We start from the raw sequence: 15,422 nt of genomic DNA, 5'->3' as shown, positions 1-15,422 counted from the left end.
AATCAGGGGGGTTTGACGGGCAGAACGGCCATTTTCTTCTAAGCTTGTAAGCGTTATCACATAACGGAGATGGACACCCATGAAACAGACCGTAGCGGCTTACGTCGCGAAAACGCTGGAACAAGCTGGAGTGAAACGCATCTGGGGCGTGACCGGCGATTCACTTAACGGACTCAGCGACAGCCTCAACCGAATGGGCACCATCGAATGGATGCCCACCCGCCATGAAGAAGTCGCGGCATTTGCCGCAGGCGCGGAAGCGCAACTGACAGGCGAGCTGGCGGTTTGCGCCGGATCGTGCGGGCCGGGTAATTTGCATTTGATAAACGGTTTGTTCGACTGCCATCGCAATCACGTTCCGGTGCTGGCCATTGCCGCACATATTCCGTCGAGCGAAATCGGGAGCGGCTATTTTCAGGAAACGCATCCGCAGGAGCTGTTCCGTGAATGTAGCCACTACTGCGAGCTGGTTTCCACGCCGGAGCAAATCCCGCAGGTGATGGCGATTGCGATGCGCAAAGCGATCCTCAATCGCGGCGTTTCGGTCGTGGTGTTACCTGGCGACGTGGCGTTGAAAGCCGCGCCAGAAGGGGCGAGCACGCACTGGTACCCCGCGCCGCAGCCGGTTGTCACGCCAGCGGAAGAGGAGCTCAAAAAACTGGCTCAGCTCTTACGCTACTCCAGCAACATTGCGCTCATGTGCGGCAGCGGCTGCGCGGGCGCGCATAAAGAACTGCTGGAATTTGCCGGAAAACTGAAAGCACCGATTGTTCACGCCCTGCGCGGCAAAGAACATGTGGAGTACGACAACCCTTACGACGTGGGGATGACCGGTCTGATCGGTTTCTCCAGCGGCTTCCACACGATGATGAACGCCGATACGCTGGTGCTGCTCGGCACGCAATTCCCCTATCGCGCGTTCTATCCAACTGACGCGAAAATCATCCAGATCGATATTAATCCCGGCAGTATTGGCTCACACAGCAAGGTCGATATGGCGCTGATTGGCGATATCAAAGCCACGCTCGCGGCCCTGATCCCACATCTGGAAGAGAAAACCGATCGCAAATTCCTCGACAAAGCGCTCAGCGATTATCGTGACGCGCGCAAAGGGCTGGACGACCTCGCGAAGCCGAGCGAAAAGGCAATTCATCCGCAGTATCTGGCGCAACAGATTAGCCACTTCGCCGCTGATGACGCCATCTTTACCTGCGACGTGGGCACCCCCACCGTCTGGGCAGCGCGTTATCTGAAAATGAACGGCAAGCGCCGACTGATCGGCTCCTTCAACCACGGTTCAATGGCCAACGCCATGCCGCAAGCGCTAGGCGCTAAAGCCACCGCGCCGGAGCGTCAGGTTGTCGCCATGTGCGGCGACGGCGGATTCAGCATGCTGATGGGCGATTTTTTGTCGGTCGTACAGATGAAGCTGCCGCTGAAAATCGTGGTGTTCAATAACAGCGTGCTGGGATTCGTGGCGATGGAGATGAAAGCCGGCGGCTATCTGACCGACGGCACGGATCTGCACGATACCAACTTTGCCAAAATCGCCGAAGCCTGCGGTATCACGGGTATCCGCGTGGAAAAAGCCGCAGACGTGGATGAAGCGCTGCAACGCGCGTTTTCCATCGACGGTCCGGTGCTGGTCGATGTCGTGGTAGCCAAAGAAGAGCTGGCGATCCCGCCGCAAATTAAACTGGAGCAGGCCAAAGGCTTTAGCCTGTATATGCTGCGCGCCATTATTAGCGGTCGCGGTGACGAAGTGATGGAGCTAGCAAAAACCAACTGGCTCAGGTAAAAATATCCTTTTAAAGTCATACGCAAAAATCATTCGTGATGCGTCAAAGCGGCAAGCCTGAAACCCCATGAACACAGAATGTGACAGGGGTTTGCAGGTGCCGCTAACGTGCAGGCGTGAAAGATGCGTGTATATAAGGATATGCCATGATTGATTTACGCAGTGATACCGTCACCCGTCCGAGTCGCGCCATGCTTGAAGAGATGATGGCCGCACCGGTCGGGGACGACGTGTACGGTGACGACCCAACGGTCAACGAACTCCAGCGCTATGCCGCGGAATTAAGCGGGAAAGAGGCGGCGCTGTTCCTGCCCACCGGCACGCAGGCCAATCTGGTCGCATTGCTCAGCCATTGCGAGCGCGGCGAAGAGTATATTGTGGGCCAGGGCGCACATAACTATCTGTACGAAGCCGGTGGCGCCGCGGTGCTCGGCAGCATTCAGCCGCAGCCGATTGATGCCGCGTCTGACGGCTCCCTGCCGCTGGATAAAGTCGCGGCCAAAATCAAAGCCGACGATATACATTTTGCACGGACCAAACTGCTCAGTCTGGAAAATACCCATAACGGGAAAGTCCTTCCGCGCGAATACCTGAAAGCCGCGTGGGCATTCACCCGCGAGCGCAATCTGGCGCTGCATGTCGACGGCGCGCGCATCTTTAACGCCGTGGTGGAATATGGCTGCGAGCTGAAAGAGATTACTCAATACTGCGATACGTTCACGATTTGTCTTTCAAAAGGTCTGGGGACGCCGGTCGGATCGCTATTGGTCGGCGATGCGGATTACATCAAGCGCGCCAACCGCTGGCGTAAAATGACCGGCGGCGGCATGCGTCAGGCCGGTATTCTGGCCGCAGCTGGACTGTATGCGCTGAAAAACAACGTTGCGCGCCTGAAAGACGATCATGACAATGCCGCGTGGATGGCGACTCAACTGCGTGAAATCGGCGCGGATGTGATGCGTCACGATACCAATATGCTGTTCATTCGCGTGGGTGATGAAAACGCCGCTGCGCTGGGTGAATTCATGAAATCCCGTGGCGTGCTGTTAAACGCATCCCCAGTGGTGCGCCTGGTAATGCACCTTGACGTCAGTCGCGAGCAGCTTTCTGACGTGGTGAAACACTGGCAGGCCTTTTTACAGCGCTAAGGAGCACACCGTGCCGCAACGTATTCTGGTGCTCGGCGCCAGTGGCTATATCGGTCAGCATTTGACGTCCGCATTAGGTGAGCAAGGACATCAGGTGCTGGCGGCGGCACGCAATACTGAGCGCCTCCAGAAGCTGAACCTGCCCAACGTCAGCTGTCACAATGTTGATCTCAACTGGCCAAAGGAATTGCCCGTCCTGCTGGAGGGCGTCGATACGCTCTATTATCTGGTGCACAGCATGGGCGAAGGCGGTGATTTTATCGCGCATGAGCGCCAGGTGGCGTTGAACGTGCGCGACGCCCTGCTGAAAACGTCCGTTAAGCAGATCATTTTCTTAAGCTCGTTGCAAGCGCCTGAAAGCGAGCAGTCCGATCATCTGCGCGCGCGTCAGCTTACGGGTGAAATGCTGCGCAGCGCCACTATTCCGCTTACCGAATTACGTGCCGGGATCATCGTGGGCGCAGGATCGGCGGCATTTGAAGTGATGCGCGATATGGTTTACAACCTGCCGGTGCTGACGCCGCCGCGCTGGGTACGCTCGCGTACCACGCCGATTGCGCTGGAAAATCTGCTGCATTATCTGATGGAACTGCTGAATCATCCCAGCGCGCAGCATCGCGTGCTGGAAGCCGCCGGGCCGGAAGTGTTGAGCTATCAGGAACAGTTTGAGCATTTTATGAGGGTTAGCGGGCGTCGCCGCTTGCTGGTACCCATCCCCTTCCCAACCAGCTGGATCTCCGTCTGGTTTTTGAACGTCATTACGTCCGTTCCGCCGACGACAGCCAAAGCGCTGATCCAAGGGCTTAAACACGATCTGCTGGCCGATGACCGCGAATTGCAGGCGCTGATCCCGCAAGATCTGATCCGTTTCGACGACGCGGTGCGCAACACGCTAAAAGAAGAAGAGAAGCTGGTGAACTCCAGCGACTGGGGTTACGACGCGCAGGCCTTTGCCCGCTGGCGTCCGGAGTACGGATATTACGCCAAACAGGCGGGCTACACGGTGAAAACCCGCGCCAGCCTCGAAGCACTCTGGGAAGTGGTCAATCAAATTGGCGGCAAAGAGCGCTATTTCTTTGGCAATATTCTCTGGCAAACGCGCGGCATGCTGGATCTGCTGGTGGGACACAAGCTGGCAAAAGGCCGGCCTGAACACGCCATGCTGCAGCCAGGCGATACGGTCGATAGCTGGAAAGTGATCATCGTCGAGCCCGAAAAACAGCTGGCGCTGCTGTTCGGTATGAAAGCGCCAGGCCTTGGGCGATTGTGCTTCACGCTGAAAGACAAAGGCGATCACCGCGAACTGGACGTGCGCGCGTGGTGGCACCCGCACGGAATGCCGGGGCTTTTCTACTGGCTGTTGATGATCCCGGCGCACCTGTTTATCTTCCGCGGCATGGCAAAACGGATTGCGCATCTTGCAGAACACAAGTCAGAAAAAATCTGATTAAAACTCTGATTCTTTCACCTTTCCCATTGCATCGTGGCGTGATTCACGGAAGAATGCGCACGAAATTCTTTTCAACACAGTGGATTGATATGAAGGTACTGGTTACCGGCGCCACCAGCGGCTTAGGCCGAAATGCGGTCGAGTTTCTGCGCAATAAAGGCATCAGTGTCAGAGCCACCGGTCGCAACGAAGCGATGGGCAAACTCCTGCAAAAAATGGGGGCTGAATTCATCCATGCCGACCTGACGGAGCTGGTTTCTTCGCAGGCCAAAGTCATGCTCGCCGGAATCGATACGCTGTGGCACTGCTCCAGTTTCACCTCTCCCTGGGGAACGCAGGAAGCCTTTGACCTCGCGAACGTGCGCGCCACCCGCCGTCTCGGCGAATGGTCTGTCGCGTGGGGAGTGCGGAATTTCATTCATGTCTCCTCCCCGTCGCTCTATTTCGATTATCACCATCATCGTAATATCCAGGAAGATTTTCGCCCGGCGCGGTTCGCCTGCGAATTTGCGCGCAGTAAAGCCGCCAGCGAAGAGGTGATCGATCTGCTGGCGCAGTCAAACCCGCACACGCGGTTTACCGTTCTGCGTCCGCAAAGCCTGTTTGGGCCGCACGATAAAGTGTTTATCCCGCGTCTGGCTCAAATGATGCATCACTACGGCAGCGTGCTGTTGCCGCGCGGTGGCGATGCGCTGGTGGATATGACCTATTTTGAAAATGCGATTCATGCGATGTGGCTGGCGAGTCAGCCAGAGTGCGATAACCTTATTTCAGGTCGCGCGTACAACATCACCAACGGTGAGCCGCAAAGCCTGCGTAATATCGTACAGCGTCTGATCGACGAGCTGAATATTCACTGCCGTATTCGCTCGGTGCCCTACCCGATGCTGGACATGATCGCCCGCAGCATGGAGCGCTTTGGCAATAAATCCGCCAAAGAACCCGCGCTAACACACTATGGCGTATCGAAGCTCAATTTTGATTTTACGCTAGATACCACGCGTGCTGAAAACGAACTGGGATACAAGCCGATCGTCACGCTGGATGAAGGCATTGTACGCACGGCGGCGTGGCTGCGCGATCACGGTAAACTGCACCGCTAACGCGAATTATCCCTGCCCGTACTTTTCTAATAACGCCTCGGCAATCGCCATAGATTCCGCATCCGCAATACCGTTCCAGCGCTCGGGACGGTAGTGCATCTGAAACGCCATAATAATGCGCTTATGCTGCGCCTCCGTGCTATTTTCCGGCACGTCATACCCGTAACGCGCCAGAAGATCGAGCAACGCGGCAGGTTCCACGCTCTGATACGGCGGCTTTCCGTTAAGATAAAATGCGACGCGAGCCGGATCGGGCCATGCGCCAATCCCCTGCTGGGCCAGCGCGTGCCACGGGAATAGCGGGCCAGGATCGTCTTTGCGCTGCGGGGCAATATCAGAATGCGCCACCACGTTCTGCGGCTTGATGTCGTACCGGGCAATAATGTCTTTGGCGAGCGGAATCAACGCGGCAATTTGCGCAGGCTCAAACGGGGTAAAGGTCTTCACGCTACCCGTTTTCTGCCAGCCCCGATTTTCCAGCTCAATGCCAATCGAGGTATCGTTAATACGGTTCGTGCCGCGCCAGAAACTCACGCCCGCATGCCAGGCCAGCTCGCTTTCAGGCACCAGTTGCCAGATGCGCGGTTTGCCGTCCGGCGCAGGCGGTTTAGCGGGAATAAGATAATGCGAGCTGACGTGTTTATCGGTCAGCGTTGCCAGCGAACTGTCGAAATCATCTGCTGTATAGTGGATCACCAACACTTTAATGCGTGGATAGGCAGCCTGCGCCTGATGACGGGTATCCAGCTCATACGTCCCTTTATCGACGATGCCCTTTTCTCCCGCGCATCCCACCAGCAGCAAGGCCAGCAGGGAAAGAGACAGCAGACGTTTCATCGACGCGTTTTCACCGCGGTACCGCTGACGCTCACCATCAGCATGCTGGCGTCTTTACCGACCGTTTCATAGTCGATATCAATCCCCACAACCGCATCAGCGCCCAACGCTTTGGCCTGCTCGCCGAGCTCTTTGAACGCGATTTCGCGCGCCTTGCGCAGCTCTTTTTCATAAGCTCCGGAACGCCCACCGACGATATCGCGGATGCCAGCAAAAAAGTCGCGAAAAATATTCGCCCCCAGAATGGCCTCACCCGTTACCACGCCGCAGTACTCGACAATCGGCTGCCCTTCCAGCGTTGGAGTTGTTGAAAATTGCATCGTGTCTCTCCTTTTTACATGCCCTGAACCCTTAAGTTGCGACAACACGGCCGCAACCCGACGAATGACCGGTATCGCGTTCAACGCCTTAGCGCATCACTTCCCCAGCATTATCGGTGCGTTACGCTATGATTGAAAGGATAGTTAATCATTAAGGAAATCAACATGCGCTATTCTGCTTTGACGCTTTTGGTGCCTTGTGCGCTGCTGCTCAGCGCCTGCACCACGCCTGTTACACCGGCATTCAAGGACATCGGAACCCGCAGCGGCCCTTGCATTGACGGCGGTCCTGATGCGGTAGCCCAGCAGTTTTACGACTACCGTATCCAGCATCGCAACAACGACATCACCGCCCTGCGCCCCTACCTGAGCGACAACCTGGCGAAACTGCTGAGCGATGCCACTCGCGACCCGCAACACAACGCGCTGCTCCAGTCCGATCCGTTCTCCAGTCGCACCACGCCGCCTGACAGCGCAGCGGTCGCCAGCGCCTCCACGATTCCGAATACCGATGCGCGAAACATCCCGTTAAGAGTGAAACTGACTCAGGGCGACCAGTCCTGGCAGGACGAAGTGCTGATGATCCGCGAAGGCCATTGTTGGGCGATTGATGACGTTCGCTATATCGGTGGCAGCGTACATGCCCCGGCTGGCACGCTGCGCCAGTCGATTGAAAATCGCTGAGTAAAAATCGTTACCCCCGTAAAATGTCCGGCATTTCATGAGGAATGCCGACATTTATTCTCACCCCATTTGCCTTCCGCTATTTTGTGCTATGTTTAGATAGAATTACGGGTTATATTTAACTTTTAACGCATAAATATTGCATAACTATTCTGTCAACGGTACTATCTGCGGCCTCAATTGCTATAGATTGCCTGGATGAGTAAAGACTGCCCCGATGAGTATTCAACTAAACGGCATTAACTGCTTCTACGGCGCACACCAGGCGCTGTTCGACATCACGCTGAACTGCCCCGAGGGCGAAACGCTGGTTTTACTTGGCCCAAGCGGCGCAGGTAAAAGCTCACTTCTGCGCGTCCTCAATCTACTTGAAATGCCACGCTCCGGTACGCTTGCGATCGCCGGCAATCACTTTGATTTTGCCAAAACGCCGTCCGATAAAGCGATCCGCGATTTGCGCCAGAACGTCGGCATGGTCTTTCAGCAATATAATCTCTGGCCGCACCTGACCGTGCAGCAAAACCTGATTGAAGCGCCCTGTCGTGTGCTGGGTTTGAGCAAAGATCAGGCGCTGGCGCGTGCCGAAAAATTACTGGAACGTCTGCGCCTGAAACCGTACAGCGATCGCTATCCACTGCATCTTTCTGGCGGTCAACAGCAGCGCGTTGCCATTGCACGCGCCCTGATGATGGAACCCGCTGTTCTGCTGTTCGATGAACCAACCGCCGCGCTGGACCCAGAAATTACCGCCCAGATCGTCAGCATTATCCGCGAACTGGCTGAAACGAATATCACGCAAGTCATCGTGACGCACGAAGTGGAAGTGGCGCGCAAAACCGCCAGCCGCGTGGTGTATATGGAAAACGGTCTTATCGTCGAGCAAGGGGATGCGAGCTGCTTCACCGCTCCGCAAACTGACGCCTTTAAAAACTATTTATCTCACTGATGTGTTAGGGAAAATGATAATGAAAAAAGTATTGATTGCCGCACTGCTTGCTAGCATCAGCCTTTCCGCTACCGCAGCACAGACTATCCGCTTTGCCACCGAAGCCTCTTATCCTCCGTTTGAGTCTATCGATGCAAACAACAAAATTGTGGGCTTTGACGTGGACCTGGCAAACGCGTTGTGTAAAGAGATCGATGCGACCTGCACCTTCACCAACCAGTCTTTCGATAGCCTGATCCCAAGCCTGAAATTCAAGCGCATCGATGCGGTCATGGCCGGTATGGACATCACCCCTGAGCGTGAAAAACAGGTTCTGTTCTCTACCCCTTACTATGACAACTCCGCCCTGTTCATCGGTCAGAAAGGCAAATTTGCCTCTATTGATCTGCTGAAAGGCAAAAAAGTCGGCGTACAGAACGGCACAACGCACCAGAAATTCATCATGGATAAACATCCGGAAATCACCACCGTGCCTTATGACAGCTACCAGAATGCGAAACTGGATCTGCAAAACGGGCGTATCGACGCGGTATTTGGTGATACCGCTGTGGTTACCGAATGGCTGAAAGCCAACGATAAGCTGGCGGCAGTCGGCGATAAAGTGACCGACAAAGATTACTTCGGCACGGGTCTGGGCATCGCGGTACGTCAGGGCAACACGGAATTGCAGCAGAAATTCAACGCTGCGCTCGAAAAAGTGAAAAAAGACGGCACCTACGAAACCATCTATGCCAAATGGTTCCAGAAGTAAGATCTGATGAACGAATTTTTTCCTCTAGCAAGCGCCGCCGGGATGACCGTCGGCCTTGCCGTTTGTGCGCTCATTATCGGCCTTGCGCTGGCGATGATCTTTGCGGTGTGGGAGTCAGCGAAATGGCGTCCAATCGCATGGATTGGCTCCGCGTTGGTCACCGTTCTGCGCGGACTGCCAGAAATTCTGGTCGTCCTGTTTATCTATTTCGGCTCTTCACAGCTGCTGCTGACGCTCTCTGACGGCTTCACGATAAACCTGGGTTTTGCCCAGATTCCCGTGCAGATGCAGATTGAGAACTTTGACGTCAGTCCGTTCCTCTGCGGCGTGATCGCGCTTTCGCTGCTCTATTCCGCCTACGCGTCGCAGACGCTACGCGGTGCGCTGAAAGCGGTGCCGATTGGGCAGTGGGAATCCGGTCAGGCGTTGGGTTTATCTAAGACGGCGATTTTCTTCCGTCTGGTGATGCCGCAGATGTGGCGTCATGCCCTGCCAGGCCTGGGAAATCAGTGGCTGGTGTTGCTGAAAGATACCGCGCTGGTGAGCCTGATAAGCGTGAACGATTTAATGCTCCAGACCAAAAGTATTGCCACCCGCACCCAGGAGCCTTTCACCTGGTATATCGTTGCGGCGGCTATCTACCTGGTGATCACGCTACTAAGTCAGTACGTTCTGAAACGCATTGACCTGCGCGCCACGCGCTTTGAACGGAGACCCGGCTGATGCTTGAGTATTTACCTGAGCTGATGAAAGGGCTTCATACCAGCTTGACGCTCACCGTGGCGTCCATTGTGGTGGCTCTGATTCTGGCGCTGATTTTTACCATCGTTTTGACGCTAAAAACGCCGGTGCTGGTATGGATTGTTCGCGCCTATATCACGTTGTTTACGGGTACGCCGCTGCTGGTGCAGATCTTCCTGATTTACTACGGACCGGGCCAGTTCCCGGCGCTGCAGGAATACCCGGTTATGTGGCATCTGCTGTCTGAACCCTGGCTTTGCGCCTTGATTGCCCTGTCGCTGAACAGTGCGGCGTATACCACGCAGCTTTTCTATGGCGCGATCCGCGCGATTCCGGAAGGCCAGTGGCAGTCCTGCGGCGCGCTGGGGATGAGCAAGAAAGACACGCTGGCGATCCTGCTGCCGTATGCGTTTAAACGCGCGCTCTCTTCCTATTCCAATGAAGTGGTGCTGGTGTTTAAAAGCACGTCTCTGGCGTACACCATCACATTGATGGAAGTTATGGGTCACGGACAGCTGCTGTACGGCCGCACCTATGACGTCATGGTGTTTGGTGCAGCAGGTCTGGTTTATTTGATTGTGAACGGTCTGCTGACGCTGATGATGCGTCTTATCGAGAACAAAGCGCTGGCATTTGAGCGCAGAAATTAATCAATAAACTGCATAAACCGTGAGTCTTAAAGACGGGCAAGTCTAACCACTGCCCGTCTTTTTTTATGCGCGAAATAATATTTAATCATTTTTATTGCATACAAATTCAATAAATGGCATTGTTTATCTATGCCGAAGACACGGCGCATAAGACAGATTGACAGACGGGAGCAGTAAAATGAAAAAGTACGTTCTGGCCGCATTACTGGCAACTTTCGCCGCTGGCGCATCAGCCGCAGATAAAATCAGCTTCGGCGTTTCCGCCACTTATCCGCCATTCGAATCGCTGGATGCCAGCAATCAGATCGTTGGTTTTGATATCGATCTTGCGAAAGCGCTGTGCAAACAAATGCAGGCCGACTGCACTTTTACCAACCACGCGTTCGACAGCCTGATCCCGGCGCTGAAATTTAAAAAATACGATGCGGTCATTTCCGGAATGGACATCACGCCAGATCGTAGCAAACAGGTCTCTTTCACCGACCCGTACTACGCTAACTCTGCGGTCGTTATCGCGAAAAAAGACACTTACAAATCCTTCGCTGAGCTGAAAGGCAAACGCATCGGGATGGAAAACGGCACCACGCACCAAAAATATCTGCAGGATCAACATCCTGAAGTCAAAACCGTGGCTTACGATAGCTACCAGAACGCGATTATCGACCTGAAAAATGGCCGTATTGACGGGGTGTTTGGTGACACCGCCGTGGTGAACGAGTGGCTTAAAAACAACCCTCAGCTGGGTACAGCGACGGAAAAAGTGACCGACCCGCAGTACTTTGGTACTGGCCTTGGCATCGCGGTACGCCCGGATAACAAAGCTCTGCTGGAAAAACTGAATGGCGCGCTGAAAGCGATTAAAGCCGACGGCACTTACCAGAAAATCAGTGACCAGTGGTTCCCACAATAATCACGTCTCGCCGGGCACTCGCCCGGCTTTTTATTTGTGATTTATAGCGGTACATAAAAGCGGAAACGCGCCCCGCTCGCCGCCTCCATCAGGTTAATCCCGCCGCCGTGCAGCTCCAGCATCCTTTTCACGATTAACAGCCCTAATCCGCCGCGATTTTCGCGCGATGCCTGCTGGCTCAACGCAGACGGTCGCTGGAATAATTCATCCCGCAACGCCGCCGCAATCCCCGGTCCGCTATCGGTCACTTCCACCTGCAATTGCTGATTCTCCTGCCACACCGCCAGACGAATATCGCCGCCCGCAGGCGTGTGGCGCATCGCATTATCCAGCAAATTCGTCACCACCCGTTCGATCATCGAGACGTCAGCATTCACCAGAGGCAGCCGCCCTGGGACATCAATATGCAGGCGAAGCTCACGGGTCTGCGCGGTCAGCTCAAACTTCTGCGCCACGTCGGAAATCAGCTCCCCCATCGCAAAGCGTTCGCGCTGCGGTTTGATGCCGCCATATTCCAGGCGCGCCAGTTCAAACAGCTGCTGCGAAAGATGCCGCACCTTTTGCCCCTGTCGCAGCGCCGTGGCCAGATACTTCTGGCTCTCTTCTGCCGTCAGGGTCGCGGATTTCATCGATAGCGTCTCCAGATACCCCAGCAACGACGTGAGCGGCGTGCGCAAATCGTGAGAAATATTGGCGATAAATTCCCGGCGCTGCCGGTCGCTGTCGGCCAGCTGATCCCACTGGGACGTAATCTTGCGCGCCAGTTCGATAAAGGTGTTGCGCAGGAGCGTCACCTCATCACCCGTGCTGTTTTCGAGCGGCTGGTCTGCAAGCTGTTTAATGGCGCTGATGCTGTCCTGCTCCAGACCGGAGACTTCCGCCGTCAGTCGCTTGACCGGTTGCGTCACCCAATAGCGCACCAGCAGGCCCGCCAGCAGGCCAAACAGGGCCACCAGCAGCAACGACCACATCGCTGTGCTCCAAAGCGTTTTGTGCCACGCCATGTCCGCGAGGGCATTAAACTCTTCACCTTGCAGGATGATGTACAAATAGCCGCGAAGCTGGCCGTCCTGGCGAAGCGGCGTGGCGCTGAAGACTTTTTTCTTATCGAGACTGCGCGGATCGTCGCCATACACCGGCCACGTTTCGCCGCTGAGGAAATTTTGCAGCGGCGCAATCGCAATGCGTTGCCGCTGAATGTGCCCCGGCGGGGCTGCATCAGCCAGCAGCTCGCCGTCCGGTGAAATCACGTACAGCTCTACGCTGGGATTAAACGTCATCAGCCGATCGAACAGCGGCTTCAGACGCTGGCGATCGACCTTGCCCTGCGCATCAAGAATCGGTTCGCGCTGAGCAATTTGCTGCGCCAGCCCGCCCGACAGGCGCTGAACCATGGCGTTGCCGTACTGCATGCTGGTGTAGAGCTGCACCACACAGGCCACGGCCGCGCTGAGCATCAGCAACAGAATAAACAGTAGCGTCAGCCGCTGGCTGAGGCTAAACCTGCGCGTCATGATGAAACTCCGCGAATTTATAGCCTTTGCCCCAGACGGTACGAATAATTTCCGGCTCGGCGGCGTCTTTTTCTATCTTGATCCGCAGGCGATTGATATGGGTGTTAACGGTGTGTTCGTAGCCTTCGTGCTGATAGCCCCAGACCTGCTCGAGCAAAGCCAGACGCGAGAACACCTCGCCGGGATGACGGGCAAAGAAGTACAGCAGCTCAAATTCGCGTGGCGTGAGCACCACCTCTTTGCCGTTCAGCTGCACGCTCCGCAAGAGCGGATCCAGCGCCAGGCCGTGCGCATAAATTTGCCCGTTGGTCTGCGCCTGCCCCATCGCCTGCTGGCGACGGAACAGCGCTTTAATGCGGGCAATCAGCTCCTGCACGGAAAAGGGTTTAGCCAGATAGTCATCCGCGCCGGTTTCCAGCCCGGTGATGCGGTCAGTTTCACTGCTGCGGGCGCTGATAATAATGATGGGCAGATAGCGGGTGAGCTGGCGAATGCGACGACAAATTTCCAGCCCGTCGACGTGAGGCAACATCAGATCGAGGATCACCGCATCCCATTGCACCTGCTCAAGCAGCAGCAACGCTTTGGCACCGTCGGCCTCATGGGTAATGACGTAACCTTCGTCTTCAAGATGTAAACGCAGGAGAGACGCGATATCGCCGTCGTCTTCCACCAGCAGGATCTGTTTTGCCGCCGCCATTCATTTGCCTTTTTCAGTGTTTAACCGTTAAAGCTTACCTGATTTTGGACGGCAGAAGAGTTCACATTTTGTTTAAGATTTGACGAGCAGCGTCAACACTTCGTAGTGCGCGGTGTGCGGGAACATATCGAAAAGCTGTACGCGCTCTACACGGTAGCCGGGCAAGTGGTCAAAATCCTTTGCCATGCTCCGGGCGTTACAGCTGGAATAGATGATGAAGTCAGGTGCCATCTGGCTCAGATAATCGCACAGCGTTTTACCGATGCCCCGACGCGGAGGATTCACCAGCACCAGTTCAGGCACGCTGCCCTGACCGGTGGCGAACTTGGCAGAATCCAGCGCCTGAAAATGAAGATCGGTTAAGCCTAATTGCGCAGCAGAGTGTTTGGCGCAGGCAATGGCTTCCGGCGAAATCTCAATACCCGTCAGCGTCATCTGCGGCGTGGCGCAGTGCAGACCAAAGCCGCCAACACCACAAAAAAGATCCCACATATGATGGATATTTAGCGCCCGCACCCAGTCGCGCGCCGTGGCATAGAGCCGACTCGCCACCGTCGGGTTGGTCTGGAAGAAACTGTGCGGGCGGATCCACAGCGGGACGTCGTTAAAACGTTCCGCCAGCGCCTGCTGGTCGGTGAAGAAAATCTCTTTCTCCCCTTCCATAATCGCCATATGCACCGGCTGAATATTTGCCGTGATCACCTTCAACTGCGGTAATTGCTGCTGAAGCCACGGCAGCGCCGCGCGCAGTTGTTCAATTTTGGCTTCGGAACGCAGGACAATGCGCAGCATCATTCCGCCGTCGAGCTGGCTTTCGGTTAACAGCAGGTATTTGAGTTCACCGCGTTTACGCTCAACGTTATAGGGCGTCAAACCCGCACGGGCGATAAAGGGTTTCAGCGCCGCGAAGACCGGTTCAAACGAAGCGGGATACAGCGGACAGTCGGTCAAATCTTCCGGCGTGCCGTCGCGGTGCAACATCCCCAGCAGCGGTTTTTCAACACTCCCACTCACCACCATTTTAGCTTTATTGCGAAAGCCCTGCTCCGGCCCGCTGACGGGTGCGCACCACTCCGCAACCGGGTGCGATGCAAGCAGCTGCTGCAAATCGGTCATTTTCGCGGAGAGTTGTTGGGAAACCGGCTGCTCTATCCACTGACAGGAGCGGCAACGACCAGCATCAAAGAGTGCGCACTGCATAGGAAAACCTTAAGAATAACGGGGCTGCGATTATATACACAAAATCATACAAGTTGTATCAAGGCGGCAAGTCTAAGAATCCCCGGCGTTTACTTAAGTAAGTGACTGGGGTGAGCAGACGCAGCCAACGCAGCGACAGCTTGAAGGATGACGTGTATACACATTATTGCAGACGGAAAAACCGTCGGCTGGACGCAGGAACAAAGAGGAGGAACAGCACCAGCAGATCCGGAAGTTTTTGCAGCATAAGCGAGCGGAAAATTTCCCGTTTCGACTCACCGGCAATACTGAACAGCTCGGGATACCCATAGCCGATCGACGCGGCCCACAGATAACCGGTGGCAATCACCTGCGTCAGCAGAAACACCCACCGCGCCCAGTTACGTCCTTTCGCCAGGGAAAAAGCGCAGTAGATCTCAACGAAAACCAGCGCCAGGCTGCCCATGAAAACGAGTGTCAAATTCCACGTTTGCACGCTGCGATGGATAAATTCCCCCACGCCGCGCAGACCCAGCATATTAAACAGCATCACTAAATCCAGACAGCGGATCATAATAATGGCGAGCGCCGCTACCTGCACAAGAGCAGGTACGTTCAGGCGAGCATGTGCTTGTCGCGATTTCGTTAAGAATCCCAATGTTTTTACTTCCCTGAAAAACAGTGCCGCGAC

General features: G+C 55.3%; 16 protein-coding genes. 10 read left to right on the top strand and 6 right to left on the bottom strand.

Translation table 11 applies throughout. The features are described 5' to 3' along the window. The first annotated feature begins 79 nt into the window (after positions 1 to 79). The 4 genes from poxB to I6L74_RS15275 all read left to right on the top strand — a co-directional run bounded on the left by poxB (position 80) and on the right by I6L74_RS15275 (position 5,499). The gene (gene poxB, locus I6L74_RS15290) at positions 80 to 1,798 is read left to right on the top strand and encodes a ubiquinone-dependent pyruvate dehydrogenase (RefSeq protein ID WP_059178484.1); all 1,719 of its coding nucleotides are present in this window, start codon (positions 80 to 82) and stop codon (positions 1,796 to 1,798) included. 146 nt (positions 1,799 to 1,944) lie between these two features. After that, entirely contained in the window at positions 1,945 to 2,946 is a 1,002-nt protein-coding gene (gene ltaE / locus I6L74_RS15285) for a low-specificity L-threonine aldolase (protein WP_059178485.1), read from the top strand. A 10-nt stretch (positions 2,947 to 2,956) separates the two neighbouring features. After that, positions 2,957 to 4,393: an SDR family oxidoreductase gene (locus I6L74_RS15280; RefSeq protein WP_059178486.1), complete on the top strand. Its 1,437-nt coding sequence runs from the start codon at positions 2,957 to 2,959 to the stop codon at positions 4,391 to 4,393. Positions 4,394 to 4,485: 92 nt separating this feature from the next. Then, positions 4,486 to 5,499 carry a 3-beta-hydroxysteroid dehydrogenase gene (locus I6L74_RS15275; protein WP_072241823.1) on the top strand — a complete coding sequence of 338 codons (1,014 nt, stop codon included), beginning with the start codon at positions 4,486 to 4,488 and terminating at the stop codon, positions 5,497 to 5,499. A gap of 6 nt (positions 5,500 to 5,505) precedes the next feature. On the opposite strand, the gene I6L74_RS15270 is transcribed toward I6L74_RS15275, so the two are convergent. Together I6L74_RS15270 and I6L74_RS15265 are read right to left on the bottom strand one after the other, a co-directional pair. Then, on the bottom strand, positions 5,506 to 6,336 hold the full coding sequence (locus I6L74_RS15270) for an N-acetylmuramoyl-L-alanine amidase (RefSeq protein ID WP_059178488.1): 831 nt from the start codon (positions 6,334 to 6,336) through the stop codon (positions 5,506 to 5,508). Next, positions 6,333 to 6,656, bottom strand: coding sequence for a heavy metal-binding domain-containing protein (locus I6L74_RS15265; RefSeq protein WP_012016782.1), 324 nt, complete (start codon positions 6,654 to 6,656; stop codon positions 6,333 to 6,335). Before I6L74_RS15265 ends, I6L74_RS15270 begins: the two co-directional genes overlap by 4 nt. 165 nt (positions 6,657 to 6,821) lie before the next feature. Between I6L74_RS15265 and I6L74_RS15260 the strand changes: the two genes are divergently transcribed. The 6 genes from I6L74_RS15260 (at position 6,822) to artJ (ending at position 11,338) form a co-directional block, all read left to right on the top strand. Further along, complete coding sequence (locus tag I6L74_RS15260; RefSeq protein WP_059178489.1) at positions 6,822 to 7,340, top strand: lipoprotein; 519 nt, start codon at positions 6,822 to 6,824, stop codon at positions 7,338 to 7,340. A 217-nt stretch (positions 7,341 to 7,557) separates the two neighbouring features. Next, entirely contained in the window at positions 7,558 to 8,286 is a 729-nt protein-coding gene (gene artP / locus I6L74_RS15255) for an arginine ABC transporter ATP-binding protein ArtP (RefSeq protein ID WP_059178490.1), read from the top strand. Between the two features lie 19 nt (positions 8,287 to 8,305). Next, positions 8,306 to 9,037 carry an arginine ABC transporter substrate-binding protein ArtI gene (artI, locus tag I6L74_RS15250; RefSeq protein ID WP_059178491.1) on the top strand — a complete coding sequence of 244 codons (732 nt, stop codon included), beginning with the start codon at positions 8,306 to 8,308 and terminating at the stop codon, positions 9,035 to 9,037. A 6-nt stretch (positions 9,038 to 9,043) separates the two neighbouring features. Beyond that, positions 9,044 to 9,760, top strand: coding sequence for an arginine ABC transporter permease ArtQ (gene artQ / locus I6L74_RS15245; RefSeq protein ID WP_059178492.1), 717 nt, complete (start codon positions 9,044 to 9,046; stop codon positions 9,758 to 9,760). Beyond that, a complete protein-coding gene (gene artM / locus I6L74_RS15240; RefSeq protein ID WP_059178493.1) occupies positions 9,760 to 10,428 on the top strand; it encodes an arginine ABC transporter permease ArtM in 669 nt (222 codons plus the stop codon). The genes artQ and artM overlap by 1 nt, the downstream gene beginning before the upstream one ends. Before the next feature lie 178 nt (positions 10,429 to 10,606). Continuing rightward, a complete protein-coding gene (gene artJ / locus I6L74_RS15235; RefSeq protein ID WP_059178494.1) occupies positions 10,607 to 11,338 on the top strand; it encodes an arginine ABC transporter substrate-binding protein ArtJ in 732 nt (243 codons plus the stop codon). A 41-nt stretch (positions 11,339 to 11,379) separates the two neighbouring features. Here artJ and I6L74_RS15230 read toward each other — a convergent pair whose 3' ends face one another. The 4 genes from I6L74_RS15230 to I6L74_RS15215 all read right to left on the bottom strand — a co-directional run bounded on the left by I6L74_RS15230 (position 11,380) and on the right by I6L74_RS15215 (position 15,413). Further along, the gene (locus I6L74_RS15230) at positions 11,380 to 12,852 is read right to left on the bottom strand and encodes a sensor histidine kinase (protein ID WP_059178495.1); all 1,473 of its coding nucleotides are present in this window, start codon (positions 12,850 to 12,852) and stop codon (positions 11,380 to 11,382) included. Continuing rightward, positions 12,836 to 13,552 (bottom strand): response regulator transcription factor, encoded by a 717-nt coding sequence (locus I6L74_RS15225; RefSeq protein ID WP_059178496.1) that lies wholly within the window; start codon positions 13,550 to 13,552, stop codon positions 12,836 to 12,838. The genes I6L74_RS15230 and I6L74_RS15225 overlap by 17 nt, the downstream gene beginning before the upstream one ends. Positions 13,553 to 13,624: 72 nt before the next feature. Further along, entirely contained in the window at positions 13,625 to 14,752 is a 1,128-nt protein-coding gene (rlmC, locus tag I6L74_RS15220) for a 23S rRNA (uracil(747)-C(5))-methyltransferase RlmC (RefSeq protein ID WP_059178497.1), read from the bottom strand. A 163-nt stretch (positions 14,753 to 14,915) separates the two neighbouring features. After that, positions 14,916 to 15,413 carry a YbjO family protein gene (locus I6L74_RS15215; protein WP_164841601.1) on the bottom strand — a complete coding sequence of 166 codons (498 nt, stop codon included), beginning with the start codon at positions 15,411 to 15,413 and terminating at the stop codon, positions 14,916 to 14,918. Positions 15,414 to 15,422: the final 9 nt, after the last annotated feature.

It is taken from the genome of Lelliottia amnigena, assembly GCF_019047465.1.
Classification (GTDB): Bacteria; Pseudomonadota; Gammaproteobacteria; order Enterobacterales; family Enterobacteriaceae; genus Enterobacter; species Enterobacter amnigenus.
This window is presented reverse-complemented; position numbering and strand designations above follow the sequence as displayed.

What these genes read in the sequence shown, in the direction of transcription:
- poxB (WP_059178484.1), top strand. Translation starts at nt 80, where the DNA reads ATGAAACAGACCGTAGCGGCTTACGTCGCGAAAACGCTGGAACAAGCT.
- ltaE (WP_059178485.1), top strand. Translation starts at nt 1,945, where the DNA reads ATGATTGATTTACGCAGTGATACCGTCACCCGTCCGAGTCGCGCCATG.
- I6L74_RS15275 (WP_072241823.1), top strand. Translation starts at nt 4,486, where the DNA reads ATGAAGGTACTGGTTACCGGCGCCACCAGCGGCTTAGGCCGAAATGCG.
- I6L74_RS15270 (WP_059178488.1), bottom strand. Translation starts at nt 6,336, where the DNA reads ATGAAACGTCTGCTGTCTCTTTCCCTGCTGGCCTTGCTGCTGGTGGGA.
- I6L74_RS15265 (WP_012016782.1), bottom strand. Translation starts at nt 6,656, where the DNA reads ATGCAATTTTCAACAACTCCAACGCTGGAAGGGCAGCCGATTGTCGAG.
- I6L74_RS15260 (WP_059178489.1), top strand. Translation starts at nt 6,822, where the DNA reads ATGCGCTATTCTGCTTTGACGCTTTTGGTGCCTTGTGCGCTGCTGCTC.
- artP (WP_059178490.1), top strand. Translation starts at nt 7,558, where the DNA reads ATGAGTATTCAACTAAACGGCATTAACTGCTTCTACGGCGCACACCAG.
- artI (WP_059178491.1), top strand. Translation starts at nt 8,306, where the DNA reads ATGAAAAAAGTATTGATTGCCGCACTGCTTGCTAGCATCAGCCTTTCC.
- artQ (WP_059178492.1), top strand. Translation starts at nt 9,044, where the DNA reads ATGAACGAATTTTTTCCTCTAGCAAGCGCCGCCGGGATGACCGTCGGC.
- artM (WP_059178493.1), top strand. Translation starts at nt 9,760, where the DNA reads ATGCTTGAGTATTTACCTGAGCTGATGAAAGGGCTTCATACCAGCTTG.
- artJ (WP_059178494.1), top strand. Translation starts at nt 10,607, where the DNA reads ATGAAAAAGTACGTTCTGGCCGCATTACTGGCAACTTTCGCCGCTGGC.
- I6L74_RS15230 (WP_059178495.1), bottom strand. Translation starts at nt 12,852, where the DNA reads ATGACGCGCAGGTTTAGCCTCAGCCAGCGGCTGACGCTACTGTTTATT.
- I6L74_RS15225 (WP_059178496.1), bottom strand. Translation starts at nt 13,552, where the DNA reads ATGGCGGCGGCAAAACAGATCCTGCTGGTGGAAGACGACGGCGATATC.
- rlmC (WP_059178497.1), bottom strand. Translation starts at nt 14,752, where the DNA reads ATGCAGTGCGCACTCTTTGATGCTGGTCGTTGCCGCTCCTGTCAGTGG.